Genomic DNA, 16021 nt, shown 5'->3' on the forward strand with positions numbered 1-16021 from the left:
TGAATTCATACGTTCAGGCTGCCCGCTCCGCCGGCGGCACCAGTGTGAGCCTCGTTGCTGACAGGGGCGGTCGTCTGCTTGACCATCAGCTCCGGGGTAATGGTCACCATCCTGTACCCGGGCATCGCCCCTGCCGGCTCCTTCAGCACGTCCAACAAATTTTGCGCCGCAATGGCGCCCATTTTTTTCTCATTCTGAAATACGTGGCTGAACGAGCTGTAATCCTCGAGCCCTACCGAAGGATCGTCGAACGAGACGATGGAAATGTCCTCCGGTACGCGGAGATGGAGCCGTTTCGCCGCCGCCGCGATAAAGAGCGCCAGCTGGTTATGCAGCGTAATGTAAGCCGTGGCCATCCGGCTCTTGACGTAACGGAAGAGCGGATGATCCTCTTGCGGTCCGTTCAGTTCGAAGTCGAATTCTCTCAGGATAAGGCTCGGGTTAATAAGGGCCCCCTTATCCTTCAAGGCATCCATGTATCCCGCTATCCGGTCCTCCGCCGTCACGGTGCCTTTCACCGAGTCCGTGCAGATGGCGATGCTCCTGTGGCCCAAATCCCACAGATGATTGACGGCAAGCTGCGTTCCCAAATACCCGTCGGAGCACACGTAATGAGTATCGATCCCCGGCAAATAGCGGTCGATCAGCACGAACGGATAGTTCCTCAGCTTCAGCGCCAAAATCTCCTCGTTATACGTTTCCGTATCCGCGGGAAAAATCAATAAACCGGCCGCTCCCTTCCGGATCAGCTCCAGAATGGCCTCCTTCTCCCGCTCCTTCGAGTTGTTCGTCAGCGCAATAAGCAAGTAGTAATCCGAGCCCTTGAAGACCGATTGAATCCCTTCGATTAAGCGGACGGCAAAATAATCCGGAATATACGGCATAATTAATCCGATCATTCGGCGCTGCGAGGAGCTTGGCGGCTGATCTGCCACAGGCGGCTCCAGAGCGGCCCTGTGCTGCGTCATCCGGCTGCCGACGAAGCTCCCCCTTCCGGGAATGCGGTAGATCCATCCCCCTTTGGCCAGCTCACCGAGCGCGTTAGCCACGGTAATGCGGCTCACCGCAAACTGCTCCATCAGCTCTTTCTCGGACGGAATCTTCGCGTTCTCCTTGAGCTCCCCGGACGTGATCCGAGCCTTGAAATACTCCTGAATCTGCACATAGAGCGCCTTGCGGTCATTTTGCATGCGGCATTCACCCGTTTTTCTGGTTAACTACCCTAAATTTAGATTAAATATATCTTTTATGTCAAGCTATAATGCATGCTGTTGATCGAGCTTTCAGGCAATTTTATAAGAATTTGATCGCTTTATAACGTTTCATTCAAATGATATATCATATATACTTAATCCGTTTGCGTCTCAGACTTAAATCGTTTAGCACCAGCCTATTTTCCACCTAACAAACCAACGGTCAAAATGATATATATTTTATTTCAATTATGTTATTTAACTACATTAGTTACCCTGGAAGTCATGATTTCTTACGTACATTGTCGTCTTTTTAAAGTATTCACACAAAATGGCTTGTGTTACAATCAATTCCAAGATGAAATGTACCGCTTAACCTTCCTACATCATTAGTTCTTCGCGCCGGATTCTTTGAATATAATATATCAAATATATTATTATGAACCGACTACCGATCGCCTTCCTATTTCCAGTATTAGTTACATTTTACGTAATGAATAGCCTCTCCTGCTCTCGGAACACCGCTTCTCGCATGCGCCTCCTGCCTCATTCATCGGAATTGCCTTCACCTTAGATCAGCATCACCGGATGGTTTGCAAACGCATACAAACGTATTTTAAATCCAGCCTGTCAACAGGCTGATTTATTATAAACCTTTGCCACTATCCTAACCTACCTAAGGGGGAATCTTGCATGAGACGATTGAAAACCTTATCGTACTCGACTCTCGCATCCGTTATGGCCATGACCGTGCTTGCAACCGCTTGCTCATCCACTCCGACCTCGGGAGGAACCTCATCTCCCTCCGCCTCCGGAGACGGCGCGAAGAGCGGGCAAACGACCGTCACCTTCTGGCACGGCCTGACCGGTCAAATCGATCTCGACAACATGAATAGAGTCGTGAAAGCGTTCGAGGACAAAAATCCGGACATCAAGATCAAGCTCGTGTACACGGAATCAAACGAAGGCGCCGACCAGAAGCTGCTTACCGCTGTCGCCGGCGGGAACCCGCCCGACATCGCTTATTTCGACCGGTTCAAGGTCGGATCCTGGGCGGCTCAAGGTTCTTTGACGGATTTGACAGGCAAGGCCGCAGCAGCAGGCATCAAGAAGGAACTGTACTATCCGTTTGCTTGGGATGAATCCAGCTATAAGGGCAAGCTGTACGCGATCCCGCTCGGTACCGACTCCCGTCTCTTGTTCTACAACAAGGACCATTTCAAGGAAGTCGGCCTCGATCCGGAGAAGCCGCCGAAGACGATCGCCGAGCTGCAGGCGGCGGCCGAGAAGCTGACGATCAAGGAAGGCAAGCGTTTCAAGCGGATCGGCTTCATCCCTTGGTATTCCCAAGGCTGGCTGTACAGCTGGGGTTGGGCGTACGGCGGCGAGTTCCAGGATGCATCCGGCAAAATTACGGCCAACGATCCTAAGATCGTGGACGCGCTGCAGTGGATGACCGATTTTGCCAAAAAGTACAACGTCGAGGATATCGCCGGATTTACAAGCGCCGCCGGCACGGACGAGATGAACCCGTTCCTCACCGGCCAAATCAGCATGAAGATCGACGGCAACTGGTCCGTCGCCAGCATCAAGAAATTCAAGCCGAACTTGAATTACGGGGTCGCCCCCATCCCGACGCCGACGGGCACGAATTTCACGACTTGGTCCGGCGGCATGTCGCTCATTATTCCGAAGGGCGCCAAGAACGTCGATCAAGCCTGGAAGTTCCTTGAGTTTATGGGCAAAGAAGAAGGCCAGTACCTGCTGAATTCGAACTCCGGCATGTCGGTCATCGATTCCGTCAACGCGAAATTCGGATATAAAGACGACCCGATTATGAAAGAATTCGTGAAAATTCTTCCTAACTCCCACAACCGACCCGTTATCCCGGAAGGACAGCTGCTCTGGAACGAGCTCGCGACCGCAACGGAGAATGCCACGCGCGGCAACGGCACGCCGAAGGAAAACCTGGATAAAGTCACCAATACCGTCAACAAGGCGCTTGAAAAATACAAATAATCGGCACGCAGGCGGGGAGAGACGCTCTCTCCTTGCCTTTTTACATTCCAAGTTCGGAAGGCGGGACTCAAATGATGAAAACAGCCGATTCGGTTCAAATTAAAGAAACGGCAGCGGCGAAGAAGCGCCGGGAATTTCACCGTACGAACGTGACCGGATGGCTGTTCGCCTCCCCGTGGGTTCTGGGGCTGCTGCTCTTCTATGCGGTGCCGATGTTCGCTTCGGTTTACTTCAGCTTCACGACCTACAGCATCCTGCAGCCCGGCCAATTCGTCGGGATGCAAAATTACAAGGATCTGTTCCTCGATCCGCTGTTCTGGAAATCAATTTACAACACGGTCTATTTCGCGGTGTTCTTCGTCCCGCTCAGCATTTTCTTCGGGGTCGCTCTGGCGATGATGCTGAATATGAGGGTCAAAGGCATGGCGGTGTACCGGACGATCTTCTTCCTGCCGACGCTCGTGCCGCAGGTGGCGCTCGCCGTGCTGTGGATGTGGCTGCTCCACCCGAACTTCGGTCTCATTAACGGCATTCTGGCGAACTTCGGGATCGATGGCCCCCCTTGGCTCGGAAGCGAATCATGGTCCAAGCCGTCGCTTATTCTGATGTCGCTGTGGGGCATCGGACATGCCGTCGTCATTTATTTGGCCGGCCTCGGCGATATTCCGGACGAATACTATGAAGCGGCCGAGATCGACGGCGCGAACTGGTTTCAAAAGACGAGAACGGTGACAATCCCGCTGCTGACGCCCGTTATCTTTTACAATCTGGTCATGGGGACGATCGGCGCCTTCCAGCAGTTTACCCTCCCCTATACGATGACCAAAGGCCAGGGGAGCCCGGCGAACTCCATGACCTTCTACGTCATGTATTTGTATGAGAACGGCTTCCGCTATTTCAAGATGGGCTACGCTTCCGCCATGGCCTGGATCCTGTTCGTCATCGTCATGTCGCTGACGGCCGTCATCTTCGTCACATCCAAGCGCTGGGTTCACTACCAAGGCAAATAAAGGAGGGAGTCCCATGAATCCGTTAACAGTCAAAAGAACCGGCCGCATTCTGGCCCATATCGGCCTGATCGCCGCATCGGCTTTCTTCATTATTCCGTTCATCTGGCTCGTTTCCACATCGCTCAAGCCGCTCACCCAAATCTTTACGTTCCCGCCGGAGTGGATTCCAAGGCCGTTTCAGTGGAGCAACTATGCCAGGGCGGTGGAGTATATCCCGTTCTGGGCTTATTTGAAAAATACGGCCGTCATTACGATCATCAGCACGATCGGTGTAGTCGTTTCCTGCCCGCTCGTCGCCTACAGCTTCGCCAAGCTGGAATGGCGCGGACGCAGTACGCTCTTCTATGTGACATTGGCGGTTATGATGATTCCAGGCCAGGTGACGATGATTCCGCTGTTTCTCCTATTTAACAAGTTCGGCTGGGTCGGCACTCCCCTTCCGCTGATCGTTCCGCATTTTTTCGGCGTGCCGTTCTATATCTTCCTGCTGCGGCAGTTTTATCTCGGGCTGCCCGATGCGCTCCGCGAGGCCGCCCGTCTGGACGGGGCCAGTGAGTTCCGCATTTACCTGCAGATCATGATGCCCTTGGCCAAATCGGCCGTGCTGGCCGTCGCGCTGTTCCAATTCATGGGCAGCTGGACGGATTTCATCGGACCGCTCCTGTATCTCACCAATGAGACCTCCTATACCGTCTCGCTCGGGCTGCAGCAGTTCCAGAGCCAGAAAGGCACGGAATGGGGCCTGCTGATGGCGGTGTCCACCCTTATGACGCTTCCCGTGATCGTGTTGTTCTTTTTCCTGCAGAAAACGTTCATTAACGGCATCACGTTCTCTGGCATTAAGGGTTAACGCAAAAAAGCAAGCACGCGGGCAGAACGGATCTCCGGCATCCCGGCATGAGCCGGGTCCGGCCTGTTCTACCCGCGTGCTTGTTAACTGTTTACCAGGTTACGTAGCCCTTCGACCCGATGCCGGGATGCATGAGCAAATCCGCCACCGGCATCGTGTAGGCAATGAGGATCAGTACGGCCAGCACCCCGACCCACACGCCCCAACGCTCAAAGATCGCCGGCGGCTTGGCAGCCGCTTCGCTAAGCTCCGACATCGGATACTCCGTGAAGCCCTTCGGAGCGCGAAGGAGCAGAACGAGGTTGACGATCATGAGGATGACGCCGGCAAACAGGATCGTGCCGCCGATCGCCATCGCGACATGGTACGGCATCCAGAGCACCGCGTCGGGATGATCCTGATACGTCGTGAAAGCAGTGCGCCTAGGCGAACCGAGCAGGCCGACCGTATGCATCGCGCCCGACATGAAGAACATGCCGACGAGCCAGGTGAGCGTCTGGACGATACCGAGCTTGTGCATGCGCGGCGTCAGCTGCCGTCCCGTCATGGACGGAATGAGCCAGTAGGTGACGCCGAAGAAGGTCAGCGCCACGCTGGTAGCGACCGTCAAGTGAAAGTGTCCTGTCACCCAGAGCGTATTATGCACGAGCGCATTCATTTCGTTGCTCGCATTAATGATGCCCCCGGCTCCGGCCGGGATGAAGATCAGCATCCCCATGAACGGAGCGAAGAAGCGGACGTCGCGCCAAGGCAGCTTCTTCAGCCAGCCGAACAGCCCTTTCGCGCCGACCGAGCGGCCATGGGACTCGAAGGTGGCAAAGAGCGAGAAGGCGGTCATGAGGGAAGGAATGACGACCATGAAGGTCAGGATGACCTGAATGTATTTCCAGAAGCTTGAGATGCCCGGCTCCATCAATTGATGATGCAGACCGACCGGAATCGAGAACAGCAGGAACATGATGAACGCCAGCCGGGCCAAAGCGTCACTGAACATTTTGCCTCCGATGACCTTCGGTATGATGACGTACCAGCACATATAGGCCGGAAGCAGCCAGAAGTAGACGAGCGGATGGCCGAAATACCAGAACAGCGTGCGGCTCAGCATCACGTTAACCGTATCCGTCCAGCCGAGCGACCAAGGGATGAGCTGAAACAGCACCTCAATGGCTACGCCAAGCGTTGCAATAATCCACATGAGCATCGTCACGACCGCCATGAACGAGAAGATCGGCGTCGTTTGACCGGCGTGCGTCCTTTTCCAATAACGGAAATTGATGAAGATGCCGAAGCCGCTCATCCAGCTGCCTACGACCACCAGCGTAAGCGCGATGTAGAATGAAGGAGATGCCTTCAGCGGAGCGTAGAAGGTATAAAGAACCGTGGCTTTATTCAGCAAAATTTGCACGGTCGCTATTAGCACGCCTGCCGTCATCAGGCCGTACCCGAGCCAGCCGAGACGCCGGGTGACCGGAAGCAGCTCACCTCCCAGCGTCCGTGCGACGCCGGAAAACAGAAACCCGATAATGAAATAAGTCGTAAACACCAGCGCCATCAATATCCCGTGGGCCGTCAGCAGCTGATAATAGCCGATCCCCATCGGCAGCGTCAATTGCCCTCCGCGGACAAGGCCCTGCAGCAGGCCGGCCACACCGCCGAGCAGCAGCGCAAAGAAGGCGAACAAGATATGCGCGAGCACCAGAGCTGTGTCGCGGCGGTCAAAGCTTTTTACATCAATCCCCATGCTGGAACACCCCCTTGTTTAAATCGAGCCTGTCGGGTCTTAGCCTGTTACGGTTAATGTCGTGCCCATGTATTCATGCGCTCCGCCGCAATATTCGTTGCACAGAATAAGGAAGTCGCCGGGCTTATCGAACTTATAAGTCAGGTGATTGACCTCGCCGGGCATGACCATCATGTTCACCGTTGTTCCGACGATCTCGAACCCGTGCACGACATCCTTGCTCGTGATGTTGAAATGGACCGTCGCGCCCTTCGGAATTTCCAGCTTCTCCGGCGAATAGCCGAAGGCGAACGCGAGAAGATAAGCCTCGTATTCGTTCTCCCCGATCTTGCGCAGGCCCGGATGATTGAACGGCTCCGTCTGATCTACCGTCTCCGGATTGACCGTATGCCGGTGATCGCCCGGCGGGGTCATCCCCATCGCGAACGCACCCACACCGACGACGGCCAGGAACACGATCAGCATGGATATGCCGAAGATTAGCCACATTTTTTCCAAACGATGCATTTGCATCCTTCCTCAACTCCCCTTCATCTTCTTGCCTTGCGGCCGAGCCGTTAGGTCCGGTGCAGGAACAGTACGAATGCGCCGGCCCATGTCAGTACCAGAAATGCGCCCAGCAGCATGACCGAAACGAACGTCCCCTTGAGCGAATGCTCTTGTTCTTGTTCTTGGTCCGGTTTACTCATCGGTCATCCCTCCCCCTTCAGCGGTTGTTTCGTCTTATGAGTTCATTGTAGGGAAGTGCGTATGGGCCTACTATGATTTGAATCACAACGATTCGGGAGACCGGTGAACATTTCATGGCGGCGAGGGTACACAAGAATAGGCGGTGAGGCGCTTTCTCGTCTGACCTTTTGTACTGCGTATCTAGAGACCGGAGGTTCACTATAGCCCAATGTGCCGCGTATCGGCCGAGTTTAGCGAACCCAAGTTCATTTGTAGTGAACCGCGGTTCGCTAAACGCCAGACTGAGGCCGGTATGTGCGCTGTAGTGAACTTTCGGACCATTTGGAGGAACCCAGGTTCACTTGTAGAGACCGGAGGTTCACTATAGCCCCTTGTGTCGCGTATCGGCCGAGTTTAGCGAACCCCAGTTCATTTGTAGTGAACCGCGGTTCGCTTAACGCCAGACTGAGACAGGTATGTACACTGTAGTGAACTTCCGGACCATTCAAGGGATCAAACTGAGCAAACTTAGCGAAAAAAAGCCTCCAACTCCCGTTGTGAAGCACGGGAAATCGGAGGCTTAGCCATTAAAATGGGATACTAATTGATGACTTGGAAATTGTCTACATTCAGGCGGCTGCTCGCAGTTCCTGCAACGGAAACGCGGAAGCGCACAGCGCCGGTTGCGCCGACGTTGATCGTCTGCTGGGTGAGAGTTGAGGTCGCTGTCACGGCGCTGGTTACGTCCGTCCAAGTGGAGCCGCTGTCCGTCGACTTCTGCAGCTTCCACGTTGCCCCGGTATCGGAGCCGAAGTTGGCTACGGACAGAATGACTTGGGAAGCCCCCGTGACATTGAAATTCATAGTGATCGACCCTGCGGATTTAATCCTTGCGGACTGCGTGCCGTATTTCGCATCCGTCGACAAGTTGCCCAGCAGAGCGTTATCGAAGTACCAAGAGCCTGAGGAGAGCGTTACGTTGCCTGCCGCATAAGCCCCCTTCGTTCCAGTATCGAATGTTTCCGACAGAATGGTTGTTCCGACCGGAGGCGGCGGAGTTGTACCTGAACCATATCCATAGGAGCCGAGCTTGAATGTGGAAGGATCGTACCACTTGTAACCTGCTACCGGGGTCGACCAAGGCTCAGCCTTCGGCTCGGTTGAATTAGCAGGCGTTTCCATGCTAAGCAGAGCCGTCGGCTGGTCCAATTGAAGACCTGGGACACTGCTGAAGCTCGTATAGCTTTCTTGGGCCGCAAGCCAGTTAACGAGGTTAACCATCAGCGTCGCATCATTCTGTTCCTGCCAGCCGGCATATGTAGTTTTCGTTGCTCCGGTGTCCTCGCGCTTATATTTGGGCGTGGCGTCTTCTACCGGCGAGGAGTCGCCGATGAACGCCGCCTTGCCCATGCTCTTCTTCGCGATGGCGACCATCGGGCCTTCCGCTACGCCGCCGCCGTTATATACGCCTTGGTCGACGGCGCTAGTCCACTTTGGCGGGTTGCTCGGTACGTAAACAATACCTTTAGCCTGGTTCGGATCGCCGATGGCGAGCGTCGCTCCGGCATGCATGGCGAATGTAGATACGCCGCTTGTAATGTTGAACGATTGATTTGGAGCAACGATGTTGTTCGCCGTCACATCCCCGATCGCATTGTATCGGAAACGAACGCCGAAGTTGCTCATCAGCCAGTCCGTACTCGTCACGCCTTGCATAGCGGCGGAGGATGCTTCTTCAGCGCTCATCCCCTTCGTTGGATTCTGGTAAGCTCCGCGGCGATAGCCGTTGAACACTTCGGCGCCGTCCCAACGATTTAGATTGCGGTCAGCGTTGTAGTGGTCTCCGATAAACAGAATGCTACCGCCGGCTTGCACATATTGAAGGATGGCATCTTGCTCCGTCGTTTTCAAGGGAATGTTCGGTTCAGCCATAACAAATACGCTCACTTGCTGAAGATCGCTTAGCGTGATCGGAGTCGATTGGCGAAGCTCCTTGACAAGGTAACCCTGGCCCGCCAGCGCGTTGCCGAAATCGGAGAATGCACCGTCGATCACCCAATCCGCGGAACCGGCCGTTTCTTCGTGAGTGTTGTCGAACAAGATGGTCTTGCCATTAGGCGTTCCTACAGGGTTAATCACCGGAGCCGGGTCGGCCGGGCCTTCCCCGTAAGCGCGGTCCATCGTCAGCAAGGAGCCTTGCAGGAGCAGCGCCCCGCTCATAACGCTTGCAAGCAGGATCTTTTTCCAAGATTTCATAAATTGCCTCCTCAAAATGGGATAAGACGGCTTAATGAAGAGCTCGTCCAGATATAAGATTAACTTACATTTATTAACTCTAGTTCAATGGAATATAAAGGAATTATGGATTTTTGATGAATCAAATAAAACCGGGCCTTCCGGTTGAAGGCCCGTCGCGTACAGTATTATTCGCCAGCCGGTTTAATCCCGGTATTGGCTTGCACCAGAATCTCGTCGAACTTGTCGGAATGCGCCTTCGGCACCTTGGACGTGGTCGTGGCCAGCGTACCGATGATCGCTCCGATAAAGCCGAGCGGGATCGAAATGATGCCGGGGTTCGCATAAGGGAACAGCGGCGTGCCCACCAGAATCGCTTTGCCCGCCTCGGGGGCCCAAACGCTCGGGCTTGCAAGCACCAGGATTAAGGCGCTGATCAATCCGGTCAGCATGCCGGTGACCGCTCCAGCCGTGTTAAAGCGCCGCCAAAAGATCGTGAACAGGATGACGGGCAGATTGGCGCTCGCCGCGATGGCGAATGCGACGCTGACGAGGAAAGCGACGTTCAGCTTCTGCGCGAATAGCGACAGCAGAATCGACAGCACGGCTACGCCGACGGAAGCCCAGCGGGCTACCTTCATTTGCTCCTGCTCGCCTGCATGACCCTTGCGTATGATATGGGTGTAGAAGTCGTGCGCGAACGCCGAGGCGGCAGACAGCACGAGACCGGTCACGACGGCCAGAATGGTGGCGAACGCCACCGCGCTGATGAAGGCGAAGAAGAAGTCGCCGCCGAGCGCCTTGGCCAGGAGCGGCGCTGCCATGTTGCCTCCCTTGTCGGCGGCCACGATCTTGTCGTAGCCGACGAAGGCGGCTGCGCCGAAGCCGAGGAAAATCGTCATCACGTAGAAGATGCCGATCAGCCAGGTCGCGTACACGACGGAGCTTCGCGCCGTCGGGGCGTCTTTTACGGTGAAGAAGCGGATCAGGATATGCGGCAGCCCGGCAGTTCCGAGCACGAGCGCAAGGTTAAGCGACAGCGTATCCAGAGGAACCTTATATTTGTTCCCCGGATTCAGGAAGCTTTCCTTGAGCGGTGTGGCCGCCTTCATTTGCATGAACATGTCCGTCAGGCTGAAGTTGAACTTGGCGAATACGATGAGGGAAATGACCAGCGTCCCGGCCATCAGCAGAATCGCCTTGATGATCTGCACCCAAGAGGTAGCGCGCATGCCTCCGAACACGACGTAAACGGTCATAAGGACGCCTACGATCAGTACGGAAGTCGTATAGTCGAGGCCGAGCAGCAGCTTGATCAGCGAGCCCGCGCCGACCAGTTGGGCAATCATATAGAAGGTGGAGATCGTAACCGTATTCAGCGCGGCGACGCCGCGTACCTTGCTGTTGTTGAAACGGGCTGCGATCATGTCGGCCATCGTATATTTGCCGAGATTCCTCAGCGGCTCCGCCACCAGGTACAGCACGACAAGGTATGCCACGAGAAAGCCAATGCTGTAGAAAAAGCCGTCGAAGCCGGACAGCGCGATAGTGCCGGCGATGCCGAGGAACGATGCGGCCGACATATAGTCGCCGGCAATGGCGAGACCGTTCTGCCAGCCGGTCAATCCGCCGCCCGCGGTGTAGAACTCGCTTGTGGAATTCGTTTTCTTGGCTGCATAATACGTAATCACGAGCGTCAGAAGTACGATGATGACAAAGAGAGAAAATGCCGTCATATTCATCCGAATTCCTCCGTTCTGAATGGGTTATGGAAGATGATTCTCGCTGCGGATTTCCTCAATCATCAGGTCGTACTCGGCTGCCTTGCGGGAATAAACCATACAGAGTACCCAGGTCATGATGAACTGGGCGAATGCAAACACCCAGGCCAAACTGATCGGCCCGAACGCAGATGCGTTCAAGATTTTGGTATAGGACGTCAACAGCGGCAAAGCGAAATAGAAGGCGAAGAAGAAAATCGACATCGGCAGAAGAAACCGCTTCTTGCTGGCTATCAGCGTCTGAAACCGGCTCGAGCGGGCGATGTCCGTAAAGCTTTTCGCATGGGCCTTCATGAGTGGTGTCCTCCGTTTCAATTGGACTAGTAGTAAGCGCTTTCATTGCAAATATATTATACTTCGCTCCGCTTTATACCGCCAGACGAAGAGTCCTAGGTTTTTATGACCAATATGACCAAAAGCAAGCAAATAAAAAAAACCATGAACCTAAAGGACTTCGTCCCTTATTTTCATGGTTTGCTTCTTGAGCTCTCACACCGGCCAGTCTTCCTTGCGGTAAGCCATGTCCCAGAACAAATACTCGTACCGGCTGCTGAGGATGAAATGCGATTTCATCCGCTCACGGTCCCGCGCCGTCACTTGCTCCGCCAGCTCGTCGAGCCGGTCGATCTGCTCCTGCACCAGCTCTCGGAACCATTCGCCGCCGTAAGCGGCGATCCACTCCCGGTAGATCGGCTCGTCCGGCGTGCATCCCTGCAGACGCTCTCCGATCTCGTAATAGAGCCAATAGCAGGGCAAGATAGCGGCGATAATGTCGCCGAGGTGCCCGTTATAGGCCGCCCTGTACATGTGCGAGGTATAGGCGTAAGCCGTCGGCGCGGGCTCGAACGCCTCGCGCTCCGCGTCCGTGATGCCGAGCAGCTTCGAAAATTTCTCATGGAGCGACAGCTCCGCGCTGTACGTGCCCTGAGCGTGAACCGCCATCCGGCTCGTCGTCGCCAGATTGTCCGCCTTGGCCGCTCCCAGCGCTTGAATCCGCGCAAAATGGGACAAATAATAGGCGTCATTCAGCACATAATAGCGGAAACAATCCAGCGGCAGCGATCCGTCGCCGATGCCGGTTACGAACGGATGCGCGAAGCTGGCGTCCCAGCTCCCGGCTGCGGCCTGCCGCAGCTCTTGCGAAAATTTGTTGGCCATACCTTCATCATCCTTTTCTCATTAGATCACGTGATATCGAACGTCGCCGACATGAAAGAAAGGCGCATAATGCCCCAAATAAAAGGCGGCCGCCGCGCAGCCGGCCAGCAGCGCGACAAAGCCGGCATCCCGGACGGACCAGCCGATGGTGTAATAAAACGTCCGTTCCCCGCCGGCGACGGAGAACCGTTTCGCCTCCATGGCCACAGCGATCCGCTGCGCCCTGCGAATGCTCTGCGCGAGCAGCGGAATCACCGCATGCCGCAGACGCGAAATCCATCCGCCTGGCCCCGGCGAATACCGGACGCCCCGCACCTTGAGCGCCATCTGGAGCGTCCGGTACTCTTCCGCCGCCATCGGCATCAGCCGCAGCGCGGCCATGAAGCTGTAGGCGTATTTGGCCGGCATCCGGAGCTGCTGCATGAGCGAATAGAACAGCCTCACCGGACGCGTCGTCAAGGCAAAGATCATCCCGGCCAGAGCCATATCCACGGTTTTCAAGCCGATGTGCAGCCCCCGATAGAAGCTCTCTTCGGTAACATGAACGAGTCCGTAGCGAAACCAGGTCGTTTCCCCTTTTCCGAAAAAGATCATCGACGTTGAAGATGAAACGAACAGCAGCGCAAACGGGAGCAGAAGCAGCAGCAGGCGGCGCACCGGATGACCCGTTCCCGCAAACAGCAGAAACAGCAGCATCCAAGTCGCGTTCGCCAGGATGTTGATGTTATCCGTGAACATCAGCAGGAAGAAGACCATCACCGAACCGAGCAGCTTGAGGCTCGGATTGACGCCGTGCAGCCACGTTTCGCGAACGTTCCAGCTCAGCTGCATGCTATCTCCTCCTCCCGGGCTTCCGCCTTCGCCTTCTCTTCAAAGCGCCGCAGATATGCCTCCGGACTCAGCTCTGCCGCCAGCTCGCCCTGCTTCACTTCCCATACCCGTGTGGCAAAATAGCGCACGATCTGCGGATCATGCGTAACCATAACAACCGCCGTGCCCTCGGCCCGCCACGCTTCCAGCTTCTCCAGCAACGCGAACGTGTTCGCCGCATCCTGCCCGAAGGTAGGCTCATCCAGCAGCAGCATGCGCCGGGCCTCCACCGCAGCCGCGGCAACGCTGAGTCTCCGTTTCTGTCCCAGCGACAGCTGATACGGATGATGGCCGCGGTGCTCCGAGAGGCCGAACCACTCCAGTGACTCGGAGGTTTGGATCGTTACGGACTCTTCCTTCTCCCCGCTGCGGCGAAGCGTGAACGCCACCTCGTCGAAGACGGAATTCGTCACGAATTGCATCTCCGGATTCTGAAACACATAGGCCGCCGCGTCCGCGATATCCGCGAACCCGTATACCATGCGGCCCGCGAGCGAGTAGCGGCCCTCCGTACGGATCAGCTGCATGAGCGATTGCAGGAGCGTGCTTTTGCCTGCGCCGTTCTCGCCGACGACCGCAATCCAGTCTCCGGGCGCAATCCGGGACTGGTGGACAAAGATTTTACGAGCCTTCCCATGAAATCCGGCGAATTCCCGGATCTCCGCCAGCGTTTGCGGCTCCGCGTTCTCCGATTGCAGCGTCCTTCCGGAAAGCAGATTCCCGTACCGGAGACTCTCCGCATAGTCCTCCCACACGCCGGGGTACCAAATGCCATATTCCCGAAATGCCTGCTCATGCTCACGGAATACGTCCTCCGGTTTTCCGTCAGCAATGATGCGGGCTTGCCCGTCGAACAGAACGACACGGTCGACGAAGCTTACGATTTCTTCGATCTTATGCTCGACAATCAGAACGGTCCGGTCCGCCGCCACCTGCCGTATCGTGCTCCATACCTGGTCCGTTCCTTCGGGGTCCAGCAGCGCGGTAGGCTCATCCAGAAACCACACTTCCGGATTCATAAGCAGGAGCGAAGCGATGGCGAGCCGCTGCTTCATCCCTTGCGATAGCGATGCGATCGGCACATGGGCCTCCGGCAAATGGAGCTGGGCCTTGTGCAGCGCGTCACGGATCAGGCCTTCCATCGCTTCCCGCGGAACGCTCATATTTTCCAGCACGAAGGCAAGCTCTTCATCCACGAAAGGCATGCAGAACTGGGCGTCCGGATCTTGAAAGAGATAGCCCCAGGAGTCCGGCACTAGAAGCTTCTCCGCTTTCATCGGGACCTCGATGCTGCCCGGAATGAGTCCGGCCATCACCTGCAGCAGCGTAGATTTCCCGCAGCCGCTCGGGCCCAGCAGCAGCACCTTCTGGCCCTTCGGCACCGCAATCGACAAGTCGTCGAACAAGAGTCCGCCGCTGCCGGGAAATTTCAGCCGCAGCCTGCAGACCTCCGCTGCTGCTGCCGCTGCCGGGCCTTCTCCTCTTGCTTCCCTGCTCATTTCTTATCCAGCGCCCGGTAATCGTCCGCATTCGCAGGCCGCACCAGCTGGGTTACGCCTGTTGCCTCCAGCGCCTTGACAAGTCCGAAGGCGACGTATCCGCAAATCACATAAGAGCCGACCAAACGGAACACGATATACAGCAGCAGGTTCCAAGATTGGTAATCGGCCGTATACCCCTTGACCACGTCAAACAATAACGAGCCCGCGGCAGCCGCGAGTCCGGCCAGGCCTGCGGCCGAAGCGGAAAATTTGCGGTAACGGAACGCGGCAAAGATCAGCTCCGCGCACAGCCCTTGCACGATCCCGTAGGTCAACGCTTCGACGCCGAATTGCGATCCCGCAAGAAGCTCGCCCGAGGCCGCCGCCGCTTCCGCCAGCAGCGCTACGCCGGGCTTGCGGATGATGAGGAATGCGACGGTAGAAGCAATAAACCACAATCCGTAAATCAATTGATCCACTTGGATTCCGGGGAGCTTCGCTACATTGTATACGTCTCCCCATAAACGGTAAATGACCCCGAATACGACGGCAACCACGACAGTCACCAGTATATCGGTTAGTTTCAATCCTTTAGACATGATAATCCACCCCTTTATTCGGTTTGTCCTACGGAGTTCTGAGGCAGCCCGAATCGTCCCTTCGCGCCCGGACCGGCGGCCGTGCCGTCTTCTCCCGGCAGCAACCCAGGATAACCGGCTACGCCGTCCTTGTCATACAAGGACCAGCGCGTTTACCAAGGTTGATGCGAAGCTATAAGCTGCGAAAACTTATAAATTAATACTAGAGTAAAGGGCAGAGAAATCTGCCCCTCCTCATCAAACCGTACGTGAGGTTTTCCCTCATACGGCTTTCCGATGTTCGTCATTCATGTGCATGCAGATCACAAGAGCGTTTTAAGTCCACATTGACTGGCCAGAAATCTTACTTCTTGAAGCGAGCCCATCCATCTTGCACGCTGTCTTTTCTTGGCATACCATCTCGTGAGCCTCTGCA

General features: G+C 55.7%; 15 protein-coding genes. 3 read left to right on the forward strand and 12 right to left on the reverse strand.

Features of this window, described 5'->3' with window-relative positions:
- Positions 1-5: 5 nt before the first annotated feature.
- A complete protein-coding gene (locus tag O9H85_RS14480) occupies positions 6-1190 on the reverse strand; it encodes a GntR family transcriptional regulator (protein WP_269882133.1) in 1185 nt (394 codons plus the stop codon).
- A 696-nt stretch (positions 1191-1886) separates the two neighbouring features.
- Between O9H85_RS14480 and O9H85_RS14485 the strand changes: the two genes are divergently transcribed.
- From O9H85_RS14485 to O9H85_RS14495, 3 genes are all read left to right on the forward strand, one after another.
- Positions 1887-3212: an ABC transporter substrate-binding protein gene (locus O9H85_RS14485; protein ID WP_269882134.1), complete on the forward strand. Its 1326-nt coding sequence runs from the start codon at positions 1887-1889 to the stop codon at positions 3210-3212.
- Between the two features lie 71 nt (positions 3213-3283).
- The gene (locus O9H85_RS14490) at positions 3284-4222 is read left to right on the forward strand and encodes a carbohydrate ABC transporter permease (RefSeq protein WP_269882135.1); all 939 of its coding nucleotides are present in this window, start codon (positions 3284-3286) and stop codon (positions 4220-4222) included.
- 13 nt (positions 4223-4235) lie between these two features.
- Positions 4236-5072, forward strand: a complete 837-nt coding sequence (locus O9H85_RS14495) for a carbohydrate ABC transporter permease (protein WP_269882136.1) — start codon at positions 4236-4238, stop codon at positions 5070-5072.
- 91 nt (positions 5073-5163) lie between these two features.
- Here the strand turns inward: O9H85_RS14495 and O9H85_RS14500 are convergent, their stop codons facing one another.
- The 11 genes from O9H85_RS14500 to O9H85_RS14550 form a co-directional block, all read right to left on the reverse strand.
- Complete coding sequence (locus tag O9H85_RS14500) at positions 5164-6813, reverse strand: b(o/a)3-type cytochrome-c oxidase subunit 1 (protein WP_269882137.1); 1650 nt, start codon at positions 6811-6813, stop codon at positions 5164-5166.
- A gap of 39 nt (positions 6814-6852) precedes the next feature.
- The gene (locus O9H85_RS14505) at positions 6853-7326 is read right to left on the reverse strand and encodes a cytochrome c oxidase subunit II (protein ID WP_269882138.1); all 474 of its coding nucleotides are present in this window, start codon (positions 7324-7326) and stop codon (positions 6853-6855) included.
- Between the two features lie 44 nt (positions 7327-7370).
- Positions 7371-7502: a cytochrome c oxidase subunit 2A gene (locus O9H85_RS14510; protein WP_269882139.1), complete on the reverse strand. Its 132-nt coding sequence runs from the start codon at positions 7500-7502 to the stop codon at positions 7371-7373.
- A gap of 580 nt (positions 7503-8082) precedes the next feature.
- Positions 8083-9738 carry a motility-associated ABC transporter substrate-binding family protein gene (locus O9H85_RS14515; RefSeq protein WP_269882140.1) on the reverse strand — a complete coding sequence of 552 codons (1656 nt, stop codon included), beginning with the start codon at positions 9736-9738 and terminating at the stop codon, positions 8083-8085.
- Between the two features lie 167 nt (positions 9739-9905).
- The gene (locus O9H85_RS14520; RefSeq protein ID WP_269882141.1) at positions 9906-11459 is read right to left on the reverse strand and encodes a solute symporter family protein; all 1554 of its coding nucleotides are present in this window, start codon (positions 11457-11459) and stop codon (positions 9906-9908) included.
- A 24-nt stretch (positions 11460-11483) separates the two neighbouring features.
- Positions 11484-11792: a DUF485 domain-containing protein gene (locus tag O9H85_RS14525; protein WP_269882142.1), complete on the reverse strand. Its 309-nt coding sequence runs from the start codon at positions 11790-11792 to the stop codon at positions 11484-11486.
- 195 nt (positions 11793-11987) lie between these two features.
- Complete coding sequence (tenA, locus tag O9H85_RS14530; RefSeq protein WP_269882143.1) at positions 11988-12656, reverse strand: thiaminase II; 669 nt, start codon at positions 12654-12656, stop codon at positions 11988-11990.
- Between the two features lie 21 nt (positions 12657-12677).
- Entirely contained in the window at positions 12678-13487 is an 810-nt protein-coding gene (locus tag O9H85_RS14535) for an energy-coupling factor transporter transmembrane component T family protein (RefSeq protein WP_269882144.1), read from the reverse strand.
- Positions 13478-15025, reverse strand: a complete 1548-nt coding sequence (locus tag O9H85_RS14540; RefSeq protein ID WP_269882145.1) for an ABC transporter ATP-binding protein — start codon at positions 15023-15025, stop codon at positions 13478-13480. Before O9H85_RS14540 ends, O9H85_RS14535 begins: the two co-directional genes overlap by 10 nt.
- Entirely contained in the window at positions 15022-15606 is a 585-nt protein-coding gene (locus O9H85_RS14545) for an ECF transporter S component (protein WP_269882146.1), read from the reverse strand. The genes O9H85_RS14540 and O9H85_RS14545 overlap by 4 nt, the downstream gene beginning before the upstream one ends.
- Before the next feature lie 14 nt (positions 15607-15620).
- Positions 15621-15746: a hypothetical protein gene (locus tag O9H85_RS14550; protein ID WP_269882147.1), complete on the reverse strand. Its 126-nt coding sequence runs from the start codon at positions 15744-15746 to the stop codon at positions 15621-15623.
- Between the last annotated feature and the right edge of the window lie 275 nt (positions 15747-16021).

This window comes from Paenibacillus gyeongsangnamensis, from assembly GCF_027533625.1.
GTDB lineage: Bacteria > Bacillota > Bacilli > Paenibacillales > NBRC-103111 > Paenibacillus_G > Paenibacillus_G gyeongsangnamensis.